The sequence below is a fragment of the Streptosporangium sp. H13245 genome (assembly GCF_055690525.1).
This window is the reverse complement of sequence record NZ_JBSZKT010000003.1, coordinates 155,410-171,691: the sequence shown is the minus strand read 5'-3', so window position 1 is coordinate 171,691 and position 16,282 is coordinate 155,410. Positions and strand designations below refer to the sequence as shown.

The following is a 16,282-nucleotide window of genomic DNA, read 5'->3' as shown; positions in this document are numbered from 1 at the left end:
GGATTCGTTCCTCGGCTCCCGCCCGCGCGGCTCCGGTGGTCGTCGGGTGTCCTGCCCTACCAGCCGCCGCTGCCGAAGGTGCTCTTGTCGCGGTCGCCGTCCGTCGCCCACCACAGGGACAGGGCCGAGCCCCATTCCGGGACGTGGCCGGTGGGGGACCAGGTCGGGAGTAGTTCGTCCCGGCCGTCGCCGTCGTAGTCGGCGGCCGTCCGGGGGTGTGCCAGGCGTTCCTGGGGGCGCGGTTTCCCGCCGTTCGGGTCCGTGGCCGGTCCGGAGCGGCGGATCGCCTGCGACCGCAGCGACGCGGGCCGGGGGGACGGTGACGGTTCGGGGAGCAGAGCCGACGGTGTCACGTACGGAGCCGGAGACGCGTCCCGCCCGTCTCCGAGGCCGCATCCGCCGAGCAGGAGGGTGAGCGCCAGGACTGTCCCGGTTCTGGTCTTTGTCGCGCCTCCCGGACGTGTCGCGGCATGCGGCGATATCAGGACCTAGAAAACCCGGAAGTGGTGGAACAGTTCGTAGGCGGCGTCCTGGGCGGCGAAGGACCGGGCCTCGGAGCGTTTGACGGCCAGGTAGGCGGCGGCGCGGAGAGGCCCGAGGGCGCCCATGAGGACGTCGTCGGCCTCCAGGGCGTCCAGGGCCTCGTCCAGGGAGGCCGGGAGGCGGGGGACGCGCCCGGAGGGGAGGGTCGCGGGGTCGACGTTGACGGGGTCGCCGGGGTCGAGGTCTCGGCGGATGCCGTCCAGGCCCGCGTGGATGACGGCGCCCAGCGACAGGTAGGGGTTGGCCGAGGAGTCGGAGGGCTTGAGCTCCAGGTTGGCGGACGCCGCTGCGTCGCGTCCCGTGGGCGAGCAGATCCGCACCGCCGCCTCGCGGTTGTCCATGCCGTAACAGGCGTACGCGCTCGACCACGACCTCGGTGTCAGGCGCCGGAAGCTGTTCACCGAGCCGCAGGTCAGCGCGGTGAGTGCCGGGAGGTGGGCGACCAGGCCGCCGATGAAGCGATAGGCCGTGGCCGACATGCCGTAGCGATCCGTGGGGTCGCCGAAGGCGTTGGTCCCGAGCTCCGGATCCCAGAGGGAGAGGTGGAGGTGGGCGCCGTTGCCCGGCTGGTCGGCGAGAGGCTTGGGGGCGAGGGAGGCCCACATCGACATGCGGGCGGCGACACCCCTGACCGTCTCGCGGTAGATCACGTGGTTGTCGGCGGCCCGGAGGGCGGGAGCGTGGTGGATCGACAGCTCGTGCTGGCCGTGGCCGAGTTCTGGGTGGTAGTGCTCGGGCCGCAGCCCCTGGCTCTCCAGGGCCCGGACCAGGGCCATCGTGTAGTCGTGGAGCTGGTTGAAGCCGACGGTGGAGTAACACAGGCTGTCGTCGGCGGGGACGAGGCGGTCCAGGCCGCCCGCGGGGTCGGGCTCGCGGCGGCCGAGGGTGAACTCGGGCTCGTAGGCGGCGACGAGGGCGTGCCCCTCGGCGGCGAGGGCGGCGACGGCCTCGCGCAGGAAGGTACGCGGGCAGACGGGCCAGGGGGAGCCGTCGACCTGGCGCAGGTCCGCCAGCATGGCCGCGGCGCCGGGAGCGTAGGGCAGGTGGACGAACGTCGCGGGATCGGGGACGAGGCGGACCTCCCCGACCGGGCCGAGGCCCTCGACGTCCTGGAGCTCGTCGAGCATGTTCATCGCCATCATGCCCACGGTGTGCCCGATGCCGGTGTGGAGCCGCTCCGCCAGCCGGGAGCGGGAGGTGGCCTTGCCCCTGATCACGCCGCCGTGGTCGGCGTACAGGACGCGGACCAGCTCGACGCCCTCGGTGTCGGCGCGTTCGACGGCGCGCAGCGCCGCCGCGTCGAGCGTGTACGGGCCGGTCACGGCCTGGCGATCTCCCATGTCTCCTGCGTAACACGTCCTCGGAGGGAGGGGAAGCACCGGGGACGCCCGCCCCGGGGGTCACGGGGTTCCGGCTCGCGGTTACGCGGTGCCCCGAGGAGGTCACGGGGTGGCCTGGGAAGATCGTGGGGTTCTGGCTCGCGGTTACGCGGTGACCTGATGACCTGAGGGGGTCACGGGGTTCCGGCTCGCGGTTACGTGCTGATGCGGGAGGTCGCGAGGTCACGGGGTGGCCCGAGGAGGTTACGCGGTGGCCCGGGAAGGTCAGGCGGTTACGTGGTGATGAGGGAAATCGCGAGGTTACGAGGCGGTCCGGGAAGGTTACGCGGTGACCACTTCGCTCGTGTCACCGTCGGAGCAGGGCGTACTCGAAAGGGCGGGAGGCGGGGGGAGCGGTTCGGCGCACCGGCAGGTGACGGTGATCGTCACCGTGCCGGTGGTGCAACCACCGGAGGGAACACATCCCTCGACCGGGATCGTCCAGGTGCCGGGCACCCGGGAGGTGCCGCCGAGCAGGCCGTCGGCGTCGAGCGTGATCCCGGCGGGCAGGAGCGTGGGGTTGATCACCTTGAAGGCGGGCGTCTCGCCGGTCGGGTTGACCAGCGTGATCTTTCCCTTCAGCGGCCGGTCGACGGCGACGCCGAAGTGACCGAGGAACGGATGGGCCGAGAGCGCGGCAGGCCGCCCGGCGACGGAGGACTGAGCCGGGGGCGGCATCGGGGTCGGGTTCCGAACGGAAGGAGGCGACGCCGGGGGCGGGCTCTGGGGGGAAGGCGGTACCGGGTCCGCGAGGGCGATTCCCGGGGTCGCCAGCACGCCGCACGTGACTGCCCCGGCGACGATCGCCCCGACCCTGGGGAAACTCTGCCTGCCATGCATGAACGATCCCCCGTACGAGAAACGGACTTCCCCTCAGGGTGCCGGAAAGATCATCAAGGGAGTGCCGCGATGTCTTCCGTGGTCATCCAAGATCGGGTCAGGGCGTTCGCCGTACGGGTGGTCTCCGTGTCACGTCACGTGGGTGGGGTTCGTACCACCCTGTTTCCGTACCACTCTGTACGGCGCGGGGCCGCGCGGCCTCGGGCGGCGGGGCGCGGGTGTGACCTCGTGGCTGGCTGGCTCGCGGGTACGGGGGCTTCCGGCGATCGTCGCGATACGTTTCCGGGATCGGCGGGATCGACGGCATGGCGTTCGACGCTGGGGGTGTGCGCTCCCCTGTGGATCAGCCGGGAGCGCGGGTGACGCGGCTCGGGGCGGGGGATCCCGCCGGGCGGTTAGGTGAGCACTCGGGTGAAGAACAGAGCCAACTGGTCTGCCCCCCTTATGATCCCGTCGAAGACTCCGTTGACCGCGCTCGCCGCCTCGGCGGGCTTGGTGAACAGATAGAAGACCACGAACGCTACCGCGAGGTAGGTGAGGACCTTCTTGACCTGCATGGGGGCCTCCTGGCAGTTCCAATCCCAGCCGTATATACCTGAATTTTATCGATCTTTGGCATCTGCGGCCCGGGTGGCTCCCGGATTTTGATGATCATACCCGTCCCACGGTGGCAAGCCATGGTCTGGTCGCGAGTTTGGCATAGGTCACACCCGCCATCGTGCGGTCGCGAAGCGCTCCTGTCCAATCTTCATTGCCAGGTATACCGGTAGGGGTAGCCCTGCGCCGAGAGTATGCCGATCTTGGACATTGTTTTTGCTGGTCACCGCCGATCGGGTGACCGGCCGGGCGTGTCGCCCCGCGCCGGGGTCTCGCGGGCGGGGAACGAGCGGGCGGGAAAAAACTAAGGGAACTTAGTATTTCGGGGCATCCGATCACCCGGCGGTTCCGAATGAAGGGGCGAACCGACCCGAGGGGCCCCTTATGACCCGATTTGCCCGTGCTGTTCTTGTCCTGCATGGCGGGCGTGCTCACGGCCGTGAGCCCACGGCACCGACCCAGCTCGCCGTCCTGCGGATGATCCCCTTCGAGCGGGCTGTACGCCGTGCCGTGCGCGGGCTGGACGTCGTGGTCTCGCGGCCCAGGTTCCGGGTGCGCGGATGGAACGGTGTGGAGGCCTCGCCGGTCGCGGACCTGCACGAGATCGTGGAGGGACTCGGCGTGCCCACCGTGCTCATCGGCCACTCGATGGGCGCGCGGGCCGCGCTGCGGATGGCGGGGCACCCCCTGGTGGTCGCGGTCGCGGCGCTGGCGCCCTGGCTGCCCGCGGGCGAGCCGGACGGGCACCTCGGCGGTACGCGCGTGCTGCTCGCGCACGGCGACCGCGACACCGTCACCGATCCGCACGCCACCTGGGCCTACGCCGAGCGGTCGCGGCGCGGCTCCGCGCGGGCGCACGACACCGGGGGATCCGCCTCACGGGGACCGGGGCCCGACGCCGTGACGTCCGCCTTCCCGGCAGGGGCGGACACTCGGCCGGACGACACCCGGACGGCCCACACCCGGGCGGCCGACGCCGTGGCGCCCGCTTCCTCGATGCCCGTCTCCCCGACGGCGACCGGCGCACGGGTGGCCGCGATCGAGGTGGCGGGGGAGGGGCACGCGATGCTCCGCCGGGCCGCGCTCTGGCACCGGCTCGCGGTGGAGTTCACCCTTTTGTCGCTTGGTCGGCCATCCGAGGCGGGGCCGGTGACGAACGCCTTCACGAGAGCCGCCGCCGGGCTGCCCCACCTGACGGTCTGAACGCCCCGAGGTGTCGGTGTACGCGGATCAGACCCACGTGAGAGGACATTGATGGAAAGGCGCAGGATCGCCGTCATCGGCGGCGGGGTGGCCGGACTGACCTCGGCGTACGTGCTGCGGCGGAGCGGCGACGTCACCGTGTTCGAGGCCGACGACCGGATCGGCGGGCACGCCCACACTCACGACGTACCGTCCGGTGACGGCCGGACGCTGGCGGTGGACAGCGGGTTCATCGTCCACAACGAGCGGACCTACCCCAACCTCGTCCGGCTCTTCGCCGAGCTGGGCGTGCGCACCCAGCCGTCCGAGATGAGCATGTCGGTCTCGTGCGGAGGCTGCGGCCTGGAGTACGCGGGCGGGAGGAAGGCGCCCGGCCTGTTCGCCAGGCCCTCCAGCCTGGCCCGCCCCGCGTACCTGAGGATGCTCACCGAGGTGCCGCGCTTCCACCGGCTGGCCCGCGAGGCGCTGGAGCGCGGTGACGACCGCACGCTGGGGGAGTTCGTCGCGGGCTTCTCCCCGTACTTCGTCGCCCACTTCGCGACACCGCTGGTGTCCGCGGTCTGGTCGTGTCCCCCGTCCGTCGCGGGCCGCTACCCGGCTCGCTACCTGTTCGCGTTCCTGGCCAACCACGGCATGCTCGGCGTCTCGGGCTCTCTCCGCTGGCGTACGGTCACCGGGGGCTCGCGCGAGTACGTCGAGAGGATCGCCAAATCCCTCACCGCCGTGCACACCTCCACCCCGGTGCGGGCGCTGCGCCGCACCGGCGAGGGGGTGGAGATCCACGCCGACGGCGCCGTCCACCGGTTCGACGCGGCGGTGGTCGCCACCCACCCCGACCAGGCGCTGCGTCTGCTGGCCGACCCCACGCCCGACGAGCGCGAGGTCCTCGGCGCGTTCCGCTACTCCCGCAACCCGGCGACCCTGCACACCGACCCCTCGGTGCTGCCCGGGGCGCGGCGCGCGCGGGCCTCGTGGAACTACCGGATGGAATCGTGCGGCGAGGGCGACGGGGACGCGGGGGGCACGGGCGGGGTGCGGGTCACGTACGACATGAACCGGCTGCAGCGGCTCGACGCGCCCGGACCGCACCTGGTGACCCTCGGCGCCGAGATCCCCGGCGAGCACGTGATCGCCCGGATGGTCTACGAGCACCCGGTCTACACCCCCGAGTCGGTCGCCGCCCAGGAGCGGCTCCCCGGCCTCAGCGGGGACGTGGTCGCCTACGCGGGGGCGTACCACGGCTGGGGCTTCCACGAGGACGGATGCCGCTCGGGCGTACGCGCGGCCGAGGCGCTCGGGGCACGCTGGTGAGCACACCGCCCGAGGCACCTAAGACGTCCAAGACGCCCGAGCGCACACCACCCGAGACGCCCGAGACGTCCAGGCGCACACCGCCCGAGACACCCAAGCACACACCGCCGGAGAGCGCGCCCGAGACGCCCGAGAGCGCGTTGTACGAGTGTGTGATCACTCATGTCCGGTCGGCGCCGGTGCGCAACGAGTTCGCCTACGGCTCCTACATGTGGCTGGTCGACCTGGACCGGATGCCGCGCGACCGGTGGCTGGCCGCGTTCCGCGCACGGGACCACGCGGGCGACCCCGCGCTGAGCATCAGGCAGAACGTCGACGCCTTCCTCGCCGGGCACGGGATCACCGCGGGCCGCGTCAGGATGCTCACCCACGCCCGGGTGCTCGGCCACGTGTTCAACCCGCTGACCGTCTACTGGTGCGACACCGCCGACGGTGTGGCCGTGGTCGCCGAGGTGCACAACACCTACGGCGGGCGCCACCGCTACCTGCTGCGCCCCGGTGAGCGCGAGGTGGCCAAGGAGTTCCGCGTCTCGCCGTTCAACGGCGTGGACGGCCGCTACCGGCTCAGCCTCCCCGAGCCCGGTGAGCGGCTCGCGCTCAGCGTCGTCCTGCACCGCGACGGGCAGCCGCCCTTCGTGGCCGGGGTGCGCGGGCGCCGCCGCCCGGCGACCGGGGCCTGGCTCTACCGCCTGGCCGCGAGGCACCCGATGGCCCCCCTGGCGGGCAGCGCCAGGATCCGCCGCCAGGGCGTCTCCCTGTACCTGCGCGGCCTGAAGATCATTCCCCCCGGAGGACCCAGATGACCACGACGACCGGGCGCGCCCCCGCGCTCTGGCCAGACGTCTCCGCCGTTCCCGCCTCGCGCCTGCGCGGCGCCCTCGCCCGGCGGCTCTTCCTGCGCGCCGTACGGCGGCTGCCCCTCACGGTCGAGCTGCCCGGCGGGGAGCGGCTCGGCACCGGCGGCCCGGTGATGCGGGTACGCCGCCCCGGCGACTTCTACCGCAGGATCGGCGCCTCGGGGCTGATCGGCTTCGGTGAGGCGTACATGGCGGGTGACTGGGAGGCCGAGGAGGCCGACGACCTGGTCGCGGTGCTCACCGTGATGGCCGAGCGGCTGACCACGCTCGTCCCGCCCGCGTTGCAGCGGCTGCGGCGGCTGGCCGTGCGCAGGATGCCCGGCGACGAGCTGGGCGCGGAGGAGGACACCCGGCGCAACGTCCACCGCCACTACGACCTGTCCAACGAGCTGTTCGCCGAGTTCCTCGACGAGACCATGACGTACTCCGCGGCCCTGTTCGAGGGGCCCGCCTCGTGGGGGACGCTCGCGGACGCCCAGCGGGCCAAGATCGACCGGCTGCTGGACCGGGCGCGGGTGGGGCCGGGCACCCGGCTGCTGGAGATCGGTACCGGCTGGGGCGAGCTCGCGCTGCGGGCGGCCTCGCGCGGCGCGGCCGTCACCACCGTCACGCTGTCGCAGGAGCAGTGGGAGCTGGCCACCGCGCGGGCCGCGGGCGCGGGGCTGTCGGACCGGGTGGAGATCCTGCTGGCCGACTACCGCGAGGTGGGCGGCAGCTACGACGCGATCGTCAGCGTCGAGATGATCGAGGCGGTCGGCGCGCGCTACTGGCCCGTCTACTTCCGTACCCTGGAGGAGCTTCTCGCCCCCGGAGGCAGGATCGCGATCCAGGCGATCACCATGCCGCACGACCGGATGCTGGCCACCCTCGACACCCACACCTGGGTGCAGAAGTACATCTTCCCCGGCGGGATGCTGCCCTCGGTGCGGGCGGTCGAGGAGAACCTCGGGGCCCTGCGCGTCGTGGACCGGTTCTCGCTGCGGGAGGACTACGCCGAGACGCTCCGGCTGTGGCGGGAACGCTACCTGGAACGCGTCCACGCCATCGGCGCGCTCGGCTTCGACGAGGTCTTCCACCGGATGTGGACGCTCTATCTCGCCTACTCGGAGGCGGGGTTCCGCTCGCGCTACCTGGACGTCTGGCAGTTCACCCTTGGGAGGGAAGCATGACCGTCACCGCACCCACACCCTCGGCCACCGGCGCCGCGGCGGTGCTCGCGCCGCTGCTGCGCGGCCTGTTCGGCGGGGAGCCGCCGGTGCGGCTGCGCACCTGGGACGGCGGCGCGTACGGGCCGCCGGACGCCCCCGCCGTCCTGCTGCGCTCGCCCCGCGCGCTGCGCCGCCTGCTGTGGAGCCCCGGAGAGCTCGGCCTGGCCAGGGCGTACGTGACCGGTGATCTGGACGTGGAGGGCGACCTGGCCGACGGGCTGCGCCGGGTCTGGGCCACGGCCCATACGGCCCGTACGGCTGGGGTGAGGGTTTCCCCGTTGCGCGCGGCACGGGCGCTGGCGGGGGTGCGCGGCGCGCTCGGCCGCCCGCTGCCGCCGCCCGCCACCGAGGCCAGGCTCGGCGGCAGGGCGCACACCCGGAGCAGGGACCGGGCGGCGATCTCGCACCACTACGACCTGTCCAACGACTTCTACTCGCTGATCCTGGACGAGTCGATGGCCTACTCCTCGGCGTACTTCGAGCCGGGCGACACCCTCGCCGCCGCCCAGCGCCGCAAGCTCGACATGGTCTGCCGCAAGCTGCGCCTGCGGCCCGGGATGCGCCTGCTCGACGTGGGCTGCGGCTGGGGCTCGCTGATCCTGCACGCCGCCCGCGAGTACGGGGTGTCGGCCACCGGGATCACGCTGTCGAAGGAGCAGAAGGCGTTCGTCGAGTCGCGGTCCAAGGGGCTGGACGTGACCGTCCTGCTGCGCGACTACCGCGACGTCGAGGACGGCCTCTACGACGCGATCGGCTCGATCGAGATGGGCGAGCACGTCGGCCGGGACAACTACCCGGTCTACGCCGCCGCCCTGCACCGGCTGGTGAGGCCCGGCGGCCGGGTGCTGGTCCAGCAGATGTCGCGCGGCGCGGGCCACCCGGGCGGCGGGCCGTTCATCGAGACGTACATCGCCCCCGACATGCACATGCGCCCGGTCGGGGCGACGATCGGGTCGCTGGAGGCGTCGGGGCTGGTGTTCGAGCACGCCGAGGCGATGGGCGGGCACTACGTCACGACCGTGAACGAGTGGTACCGGACCTTCGAGTCCCGCCACGCCGAGGCCGTCGCGATGGTCGGCGAGGAGATGACCCGGGTCTGGCGGCTGTACCTGGTCGGCGGGGCCCTCGCCTTCGAGCAGGGCAGGATGGACGTCCACCAGATCCTGCTGAGGAGACCCGCCGACCCCGGGGGCGGCCGGGAGCTTCCGGCGCCCTCAGGCCCGGCGTCCGGCGCGTCTCACCCTGTGTCCGGTCCGGCGTCCAGCGTGTCTCACTCCGCGTCCGGTCCGGCGTCCGGTTCCTCGTCTCGCCCCGTGTCCGGTTTGGTATCCGGTTCCGCGTCTCACGTCGTGTCGGGCCTGGCGTCCGGTCCGGTGTCTGGATCCGGGCCTCACCCCGCGTCCGGTTCCGCGCCTCACCCCGTGTCCGGTCCGGCGTCCGGCGTGCCTCACCCCGCGTCCGGTCCCGTGTCCGGTTCGGCCGGGCGGTCGGGGGTGCGGGATGTTTGACCTCTCCGCTCTCGGCTGGTCCCTGCTCGGCTCGGCCGCCGCCCTCGCCGTGCTGCTGGCGCTGACCCTGGCCGTGGCGCTGCGGGTGGGACGCCACTCGGTGATCGACGTGGCCTGGGGGCTCGGGTTCGCGCTCGTCGCCCTGGTGTCCTACCTGCTGTCCGACGGGGATCCCGTCCGCGGGGCGCTGGCCCTGACGCTCACCGCGATCTGGGGGATCCGGCTGGCCGTGCACATCGGGCGGCGCAACGCCGGGGAGGGCGAGGACCCCCGCTACGAGCGGATGCTCGGCCGCGCCACCGGCAACCGGACCCTGTACGCCGTCCGTGTCGTCTACCTCACCCAGGGGGCCGTCCTGCTGTTCGTCTCCCTCCCCGTCCAGGTGGCCGTGCTCGGTACGGAGCCGCCGGGCTGGGTCGCCTGGGCGGGGGCCGCCCTCTGGCTGGTGGGATTCCTGTTCGAGGCGGTCGGCGACCGGCAGCTCGCCCGGTTCAGGGCCGACCCCGGAAACAAGGGGAAGGTGCTGGACACGGGGCTGTGGCGCTACACCCGTCATCCCAACTACTTCGGCGACGCCTGCGTGTGGTGGGGCCTGTTCCTGGTCGCCGCCGACCAGTGGCCGGGGGTGCTGACCGTGCTCTCCCCGCTGCTCATGACGTACTTCCTGGCGGGCAAGACCGGCAAGCCGCTGCTGGAGGCGCAGCTGTCGAGGTCCCGCCCCGGCTACGCCGACTACGTCCGCCGCACCAGCGGTTTCCTGCCGCTCCCGCCCAGGGCCCCGCGCGGGACGGACGGCGCGTAGGGGGCGTCGTGTCGCGAGCGGAGGTCGGGGCGGGCCCGGCCGCTCCCCGGAGGAGCGCTCAGACGCCCAGGGAGGCGTCCATCAGCCTGGCCACGGTCTCCTCGTCGCCGTTCACGTCGACCTTGGCGTGGGACTGGCGGCCGAAGCAGAACAGCAGCAGCTCCCCGGCCGTGCCCGTCACCTCGACCCGCGGGCCCTCCTTGGGACCGCCGAGGGCGACGCCGCCGCCGACGCGGTGCAGGACGACCCGGACGGGGGAGCGGCGCAGGAACAGCCGGGCGCCGCGGTGGACCTGCTTCCAGAACCTCTCCTCCAGGTCGGCGGGCAGCTCCCGGGGCTCCCAGACCCGCTGTGCCCGCCGCACGTCCTCGTGGTGGACGAAGAACTCCGTCGTGTTGGCCGCCTCGTCCAGGCCGGGAAGGCGGTAGACCCCCGAGGGGCCGGAACGTACGAGCCCGACGAGGCCCGCGTACCCCTTCCTGCTCTTCACGGACTCCTGCACCCTGGCGGTGTGCCCGGCCAGGGGCTTGAGGATGATGCCTCCGGCGGCGTCGGGGCGGCGCTCGCGGACGACGAGGTGGGCGGCGAGGTCGAAGGTGGTCCAGCCCTCGCAGAGCGTGGGGGCATCCGGGCCGAGCTGGGCGAACAGGTCGCTGAGCGCGGCGCGTTCGGCGCGGGCGTAGTTCATCTGTGATCCTCACGACGTCGTTGTACGGGCAACCAGAGCGGTAGGCGTGACACTACCGAAGGTGGTTCGGGAATAACCGCTTGATCCACAGTGATAGGGACTTAGGTAACACCGTTCCCTGTCGAAAGGACATCCCCGCGTGGCGAGCAAGATGACCACCGCAGTCATGCGCAGGGGACTGGGGGTTCTCGGGGTGGCCATCCGGGCGGAGAAGCCGATCTTCTCCGCCGCGGTGCTGTCCAGCGCCCTGTACGGCGTGATGACCGTCGCCTCGGCGTGGGCGCTGGGCTGGGCCACCGACCACGTCGTGCTCCCGGCCTTCAGGAACGGGCAGATCACGACGGGCACCCTCACCCTCGGCGCGCTCCTCATCCTCGGGGCGTCCCTGCTCAAGGCGCTGGGCGTGGCCGGGCGGCGGTATTTCGCCGGGGTCATGCAGTATCGGATGCAGGCCAGCTCCCGCCGCGACGTCACCCGCCAGTATCTGAGGCTCCCCCTGGCCTGGCACCACCGGCACCCGACCGGGCAGCTGCTGTCCAACGCCGGATCCGACGTGGAGGCCGCCTGGGCGCCGCTCGCCCCGCTGCCGATGGCGGTCGGCGTGGTCGTGATGCTGGTCACCGCCGCCGTCGCAATGGTGATCACCGATCCGATCCTCGCCCTCGTCGGGTTCCTCGTCTTTCCCGCGATCGCCGTGCTCAACCTGATCTACCAGCGCAGACTGAACCCGCTGTCCACCCGCGCCCAGCAGTTGCGCGCCGAGGTCAGCGAGATCGCCCACGAGAGCTTCGACGGCGCCCTCGTCGTCAAGACCCTGGGCCGCGAGGACGAGGAGACCGCCAGGTTCCTGGCCAAGGCCAACGAGCTGCGCGACGCCAACATCGCCGTGGGCCGGGTCCGCGGCCTGTTCGACCCGATCCTGGAGGCGCTGCCCACCCTGGGCGTGCTCGCCGTGCTGCTGATCGGCGCGATGCGGCTGGAGAGCGGCGCGATCGGCTCCGGCGTGCTCGTCCAGGTCGCCTACCTGTTCACCCTGCTGGCCTTCCCGATCCGCGCGCTGGGCTGGGTGCTCGCCGAGCTGCCCCGGGCCGTCGTCGGCTACGAGCGGATCCGGGCCGTGCTCGACGCCACCGGCTCCATGGAGCACGGCGCCGTCGAGCTGTCCGGCACCGAACCCGCCAGGCTGGAGGTCCGCGGCCTCGGCTACGCGTACGGCGACGGCGAGTTCCCCGTCCTGCGCGACGTGAACCTGGAGGTCGGGTCCGGGCGCACGGTCGCCCTGGTCGGCCCCACCGGCTCGGGCAAGTCGACCCTCGCCCAGACCCTCGTCCGCCTGGTCGACCCGGCGGAGGGCGTCGTGCTCGTGGACGGCACGGACCTGCGCGACATCGCGGGGAACGGCGTCAGCGACGCGGTGGCGCTGGTGCCGCAGCAGACGTTCCTGTTCGACGACACCGTACGCGGCAACGTCACCCTCGGCCTGCCGGTCGGCGACGAGGACGTCTGGGCGGCGCTGCGCCTGGCGCAGGCCGAGGGGTTCGTCAGCGCCCTGCCCTCGGGGCTGGACACCCGGGTCGGCGAGCGCGGCACCAGCCTGTCGGGCGGCCAGCGCCAGCGGATCGCCCTGGCCCGCGCGCTGGTGCGCCGCCCCCGGCTGCTCGTCCTGGACGACGCCACCTCCAGTGTCGACCCGCAGGTCGAGGCCAGGATCCTGTACGGGCTGCGGGACGCGGCCCAGGCCTCCACCGTGGTCGTCATCGCCTACCGGATGGCCACCATCGCCCTGGCCGACGAGGTCGTCTACCTCGACCACGGCCGGGTCGTCGACCGGGGCGGCCACGCGGAGCTGCTCGCCCGATGCGAGGGCTACCGCAACCTGGTCACCGCCTACGAACGCCAGGGCGCCGAGCGCGAGGCGCTCGCCGCGGAACGAGAAAAAGAGGTCAGCGCGTGAGGAAGCACATCCGGCCGGGCGAGCGGGGCCACGGCCCGCTGGGAGGACGGTGCCGGTGAGCGCGTTCCAGGGGATCGAACGCTCGGGACTGGCCACTGTCAGACACGGCCTGTCGCTCACCCCGGAGTTCCGCAAGGGGCTGGCCGGGACACTCGCGCTGGCCGTGCTGGCCACCGTCGGCAAGATCATCGTGCCGATCGCCGTCCAGCAGACCATCGACACGGGGCTCGGGGACGGGGCCCCCGACGTGGCCTACATCCGCACCGCCGTGCTGCTGTGCGCCGCCGCCGTGGTGCTCACCGCGTTGTGCGCGTACCTGATGAACGTCCGCCTCTACCGGGCCACCGAGTCCTCCCTCGCCACTCTCAGGGTGCGCGGCTTCCGGCACGTGCACGACCTGTCGGTGCTCACCCAGAACACCGAGCGGCGCGGCGCCCTCGTCTCGCGGGTCACCGGCGACGTCGACCAGATCAGCGTGTTCATGCAGTGGGGCGGGTTGATGATCATCATCGCCCTGGGGCAGCTCCTGGTCGCCACCGGCCTGATGTTCGTCTACTCCTGGCAGCTCGCCCTGATGGTGTGGCTGTGCTTCCTGCCGCTCATGGTCGTGCTGCCACGCTTCCAGCGCTGGCTGTCGGGCGCCTACACGCGGGTCCGCGAGCGCACCGGCGACATGCTCTCGGCCGTCAGCGAGTCGGTCGTGGGCGCCGCCGTGATCAGGGCCCACGGCTCCGAGGCCCGTACGGCCGAGCGGCTCGACGTCGCGATCGACGCCAACATGGCGGCGCAGACCCGCACCCAGCGGATCGTCGCGACCGTGTTCCCGCTGACCGAGATCGTCGCCGCCGTGGCCCTGGCCGCCGTGGTGCTGGTCGGGGTGCGGCTCGGGCTGGCGGGCGACATCAGCCAGGGGCGGCTGGTCGCCTTCCTGTTCCTCATCACGCTGTTCGTCTCGCCGTTGCAGGTCGCCACCGAGGTGCTCAACGAGGCGCAGAACGCGGTGGCCGGGTGGCGGCGCGTCCTCGGCGTGCTCGACACCCCCGCCGACGTCGCCGACCCGGGCGAGGAGGGCGTCGAGCTGCCGCGCGGCCCCATCTCGGTGTCCTTCGAGGACGTGGGATTCTCCTATCCCGGCGGGGTGCCGGTGCTGCACGAGGTCTCGGTGGACATCCCGCCGCGCTCGCGGATCGCGGTGGTGGGGGAGACGGGGTCGGGCAAGACGACCTTCGCCAAGCTGCTCACCCGCCTGATGGACCCGGTCTCCGGGCGGATCACGGTCGACGGCCACGACCTGCGGGACATCCGGTTCTCCTCGCTGCGCCGCCGCATCGTCATGGTGCCGCAGGACGGGTTCCTGTTCGACGGCACCCTGGCGGAGAACATCGGTTTCGGCCGCCCCTCGGCGACCGAGGCGGAGATCCGGCTGGCCATGACCGAGCTGGGGCTCACCGACTGGCTGGAGGGGCTGCCCGCCGACCTGTCGACCAGGGTCGGCCAGCGCGGCGAGTCGCTGTCGGCGGGCGAGCGCCAGCTCGTCGCGCTCGCCCGCGCCTACCTGGCCGATCCCGACCTGCTGCTGCTGGACGAGGCCACCTCCGCGGTGGACCCGGCGACGGAGGTACGGCTGGCCCGCGCCCTGGAGGGCGCCACGCGGGGCCGCACCGCCGTCTCCATCGCGCACCGGCTCTCCACCGCCGAGGCGGCGGACGAGGTGCTCGTCTTCGACCGGGGCCGGATCGTGCAGCGCGGCCCGCACGCCGAGCTGGTACGCGAGCCCGGCGTTTACGCGGACCTGCACGCCTCCTGGGTCTCGGCCGCCCGCTCCTAGCGGGATCATCCGATGGTCTTCTCGAAGGGGTGGGGGCCGACCGTCTCGGGGTCGGCCCCCAGGTCGTAGAGCGGGGTGTACCCGGTCGAGAGATACAGCCCGGCGGCCTCCGGCTGCCGGGGGCCCGTGGTCAGATAGACCCTGCGGTAGCCCTGCCGCGCGGCCTCCCGCTCCAGCTCCTGGACGACGGCGACCCCCAGGCCCCGCCTCCGGTGGTCCGGATGGGTCCAGATCCGCTTGAACTCGGCGGTCTCCTCGTCGTGACGGAAGAACGCGCCCCCGGCGACGGTCCGCCCGCGCTCGACGAGAATGAGGAACGCGCCCCCGTGCTCCGGGGTGAACCGCTCGTCGGGATAGCGGCTGATCTCGTCGTTGGGACCGTACCGGCCGGTGTACTCGGCGTGCAGGTCCTCCAGGAGCGGTGCGACCCCGGGGTTGCGGACGGCCACGTACCGCACCTCGAAGGACCCGCCCGGTGCCGGTGGAGCGTGGTTCGGGTATGTGGACGACGCCGGGCGAAGGGGACGTTCGGTGCCCGGGGCGGCGGGCCGCGCGGAGTCGATCGTCACTTCGGCTGCCTCGGCAGGCCGGGCGGGTTGATCTTCGAGGTGGGCAGCGCCTCGTTGTCCAGGCCCCAGCGCCTGAGCACCTCGGCGTACTTGCCGTTCTCGATGAGGGTGTTGATCGCCTCGTTGACCGGCTGGACCAGGCCGTTGCCCTTCAGGGTCATCACCGCGATCAGGCCCTCGGCCGACCCGCCGCCCGAGAGCGTCCCGACGATTTTGCTGTCGCCGCCCACCGCGACCTGGTAGGCGATGGGCGGGTTCGGGCCCAGGTAGGCCTGGACGCGGCCGGACTTCAGCGCGAGCAGGACGTCGCCGTACTTCTGGTAGTACTGGATGTTCGCGGCCTTGAGCCCGGCCTTCTGGTTCTGCGCGTCCCACTCCAGCAGGATCTTCTCCTGGTTGGTGCCGGATCCGACGGAGACGTTCAGCCCGGCGATGTCGGCGGGCTTCTCGATCTTGGCGATCGCGCTGTCCTTACCCACCTGCCAGGCGAGCTGGTCCACCCGGTAGGTGGCGAAGTCGTAGATGTCCTTGCGCTCCTCCGTCACCGTGACGTTGTTGAGCACTAGGTCGTACTTGCCGGACTTGACCGCGAGGAACAGGTTCTCCCAGGAGGTGTTCTCCTCCTTCAGGGGCAGGCCCAGCACGTCGGCGATCAGGTGGGCGAGGTCGGTCTCCACGCCGACCAGGGTGGTGTCGTCGTCGGCCAGGAACACCAGGGGCGGTGCGCCCTCGCCGTTGAATCCGGCGGTCAGCGCGCCCTTGGACCGGATCCCCTCGGGGACCTTGGCGGCGATCGCCTCCACCTTGTCGGCGCGGACGCGGTTCTGCTCGGGCGAGGTGTTGATCTTTATTCCGCCGGTTCCCGACGGGGCCGCGGCCGGGGCGGCGGCCGCCTTGTCCGTCGTACCGGCTGAGGTTCCGGTGCCGCAGGCGGCGGCGAGGAGGAGAGGCAGGGCGGCGACGGCGGGGGCGAGCCTCGATATGAACGACATGTC

Annotated in this window: 15 protein-coding genes; 8 read left to right on the top strand and 7 right to left on the bottom strand. The window is 72.4% G+C overall.

Features of this window, described 5'->3' with window-relative positions; translation table 11 throughout:
• Positions 1-56: 56 nt before the first annotated feature.
• The 4 genes from ACW9TB_RS07640 to ACW9TB_RS07625 all read right to left on the bottom strand — a co-directional run bounded on the left by ACW9TB_RS07640 (position 57) and on the right by ACW9TB_RS07625 (position 3,319).
• Positions 57-353: a hypothetical protein gene (locus ACW9TB_RS07640; RefSeq protein WP_472747225.1), complete on the bottom strand. Its 297-nt coding sequence runs from the start codon at positions 351-353 to the stop codon at positions 57-59.
• Positions 354-488: 135 nt separating this feature from the next.
• Positions 489-1,883 (bottom strand): glutamine synthetase family protein, encoded by a 1,395-nt coding sequence (locus ACW9TB_RS07635; RefSeq protein ID WP_472747224.1) that lies wholly within the window; start codon positions 1,881-1,883, stop codon positions 489-491.
• Between the two features lie 321 nt (positions 1,884-2,204).
• Complete coding sequence (locus ACW9TB_RS07630) at positions 2,205-2,600, bottom strand: hypothetical protein (RefSeq protein ID WP_472747223.1); 396 nt, start codon at positions 2,598-2,600, stop codon at positions 2,205-2,207.
• Between the two features lie 557 nt (positions 2,601-3,157).
• On the bottom strand, positions 3,158-3,319 hold the full coding sequence (locus ACW9TB_RS07625) for a hypothetical protein (RefSeq protein ID WP_329093223.1): 162 nt from the start codon (positions 3,317-3,319) through the stop codon (positions 3,158-3,160).
• 424 nt (positions 3,320-3,743) lie between these two features.
• On the opposite strand from ACW9TB_RS07625, the gene ACW9TB_RS07620 reads away from it, so the two are divergent.
• The 6 genes from ACW9TB_RS07620 to ACW9TB_RS07595 all read left to right on the top strand — a co-directional run bounded on the left by ACW9TB_RS07620 (position 3,744) and on the right by ACW9TB_RS07595 (position 10,248).
• Positions 3,744-4,562 (top strand): alpha/beta fold hydrolase, encoded by an 819-nt coding sequence (locus ACW9TB_RS07620; protein ID WP_472747222.1) that lies wholly within the window; start codon positions 3,744-3,746, stop codon positions 4,560-4,562.
• A gap of 51 nt (positions 4,563-4,613) precedes the next feature.
• A complete protein-coding gene (locus tag ACW9TB_RS07615) occupies positions 4,614-5,873 on the top strand; it encodes an NAD(P)/FAD-dependent oxidoreductase (RefSeq protein ID WP_472747221.1) in 1,260 nt (419 codons plus the stop codon).
• A gap of 179 nt (positions 5,874-6,052) precedes the next feature.
• Complete coding sequence (locus ACW9TB_RS07610) at positions 6,053-6,676, top strand: DUF1365 domain-containing protein (RefSeq protein WP_472747220.1); 624 nt, start codon at positions 6,053-6,055, stop codon at positions 6,674-6,676.
• Complete coding sequence (locus ACW9TB_RS07605) at positions 6,673-7,899, top strand: class I SAM-dependent methyltransferase (RefSeq protein ID WP_472747219.1); 1,227 nt, start codon at positions 6,673-6,675, stop codon at positions 7,897-7,899. Before ACW9TB_RS07610 ends, ACW9TB_RS07605 begins: the two co-directional genes overlap by 4 nt.
• A complete protein-coding gene (locus ACW9TB_RS07600; RefSeq protein ID WP_472747218.1) occupies positions 7,896-9,446 on the top strand; it encodes a class I SAM-dependent methyltransferase in 1,551 nt (516 codons plus the stop codon). The genes ACW9TB_RS07605 and ACW9TB_RS07600 overlap by 4 nt, the downstream gene beginning before the upstream one ends.
• Positions 9,439-10,248 (top strand): DUF1295 domain-containing protein, encoded by an 810-nt coding sequence (locus tag ACW9TB_RS07595; RefSeq protein ID WP_472747217.1) that lies wholly within the window; start codon positions 9,439-9,441, stop codon positions 10,246-10,248. Before ACW9TB_RS07600 ends, ACW9TB_RS07595 begins: the two co-directional genes overlap by 8 nt.
• A 58-nt stretch (positions 10,249-10,306) precedes the next feature.
• Here ACW9TB_RS07595 and ACW9TB_RS07590 read toward each other — a convergent pair whose 3' ends face one another.
• The gene (locus ACW9TB_RS07590) at positions 10,307-10,936 is read right to left on the bottom strand and encodes a TIGR03085 family metal-binding protein (RefSeq protein WP_472747216.1); all 630 of its coding nucleotides are present in this window, start codon (positions 10,934-10,936) and stop codon (positions 10,307-10,309) included.
• Between the two features lie 151 nt (positions 10,937-11,087).
• Between ACW9TB_RS07590 and ACW9TB_RS07585 the strand changes: the two genes are divergently transcribed.
• Together ACW9TB_RS07585 and ACW9TB_RS07580 are read left to right on the top strand one after the other, a co-directional pair.
• Positions 11,088-12,890, top strand: a complete 1,803-nt coding sequence (locus tag ACW9TB_RS07585) for an ABC transporter ATP-binding protein (protein ID WP_472747578.1) — start codon at positions 11,088-11,090, stop codon at positions 12,888-12,890.
• Positions 12,891-12,939: 49 nt separating this feature from the next.
• Positions 12,940-14,718 carry an ABC transporter ATP-binding protein gene (locus tag ACW9TB_RS07580; protein WP_472747215.1) on the top strand — a complete coding sequence of 593 codons (1,779 nt, stop codon included), beginning with the start codon at positions 12,940-12,942 and terminating at the stop codon, positions 14,716-14,718.
• A gap of 5 nt (positions 14,719-14,723) precedes the next feature.
• Here ACW9TB_RS07580 and ACW9TB_RS07575 read toward each other — a convergent pair whose 3' ends face one another.
• Positions 14,724-15,167 carry a GNAT family N-acetyltransferase gene (locus ACW9TB_RS07575; protein WP_472747214.1) on the bottom strand — a complete coding sequence of 148 codons (444 nt, stop codon included), beginning with the start codon at positions 15,165-15,167 and terminating at the stop codon, positions 14,724-14,726.
• Between the two features lie 116 nt (positions 15,168-15,283).
• Positions 15,284-16,279, bottom strand: coding sequence for an ABC transporter substrate-binding protein (locus ACW9TB_RS07570; protein ID WP_472747213.1), 996 nt, complete (start codon positions 16,277-16,279; stop codon positions 15,284-15,286).
• Positions 16,280-16,282: the final 3 nt, after the last annotated feature.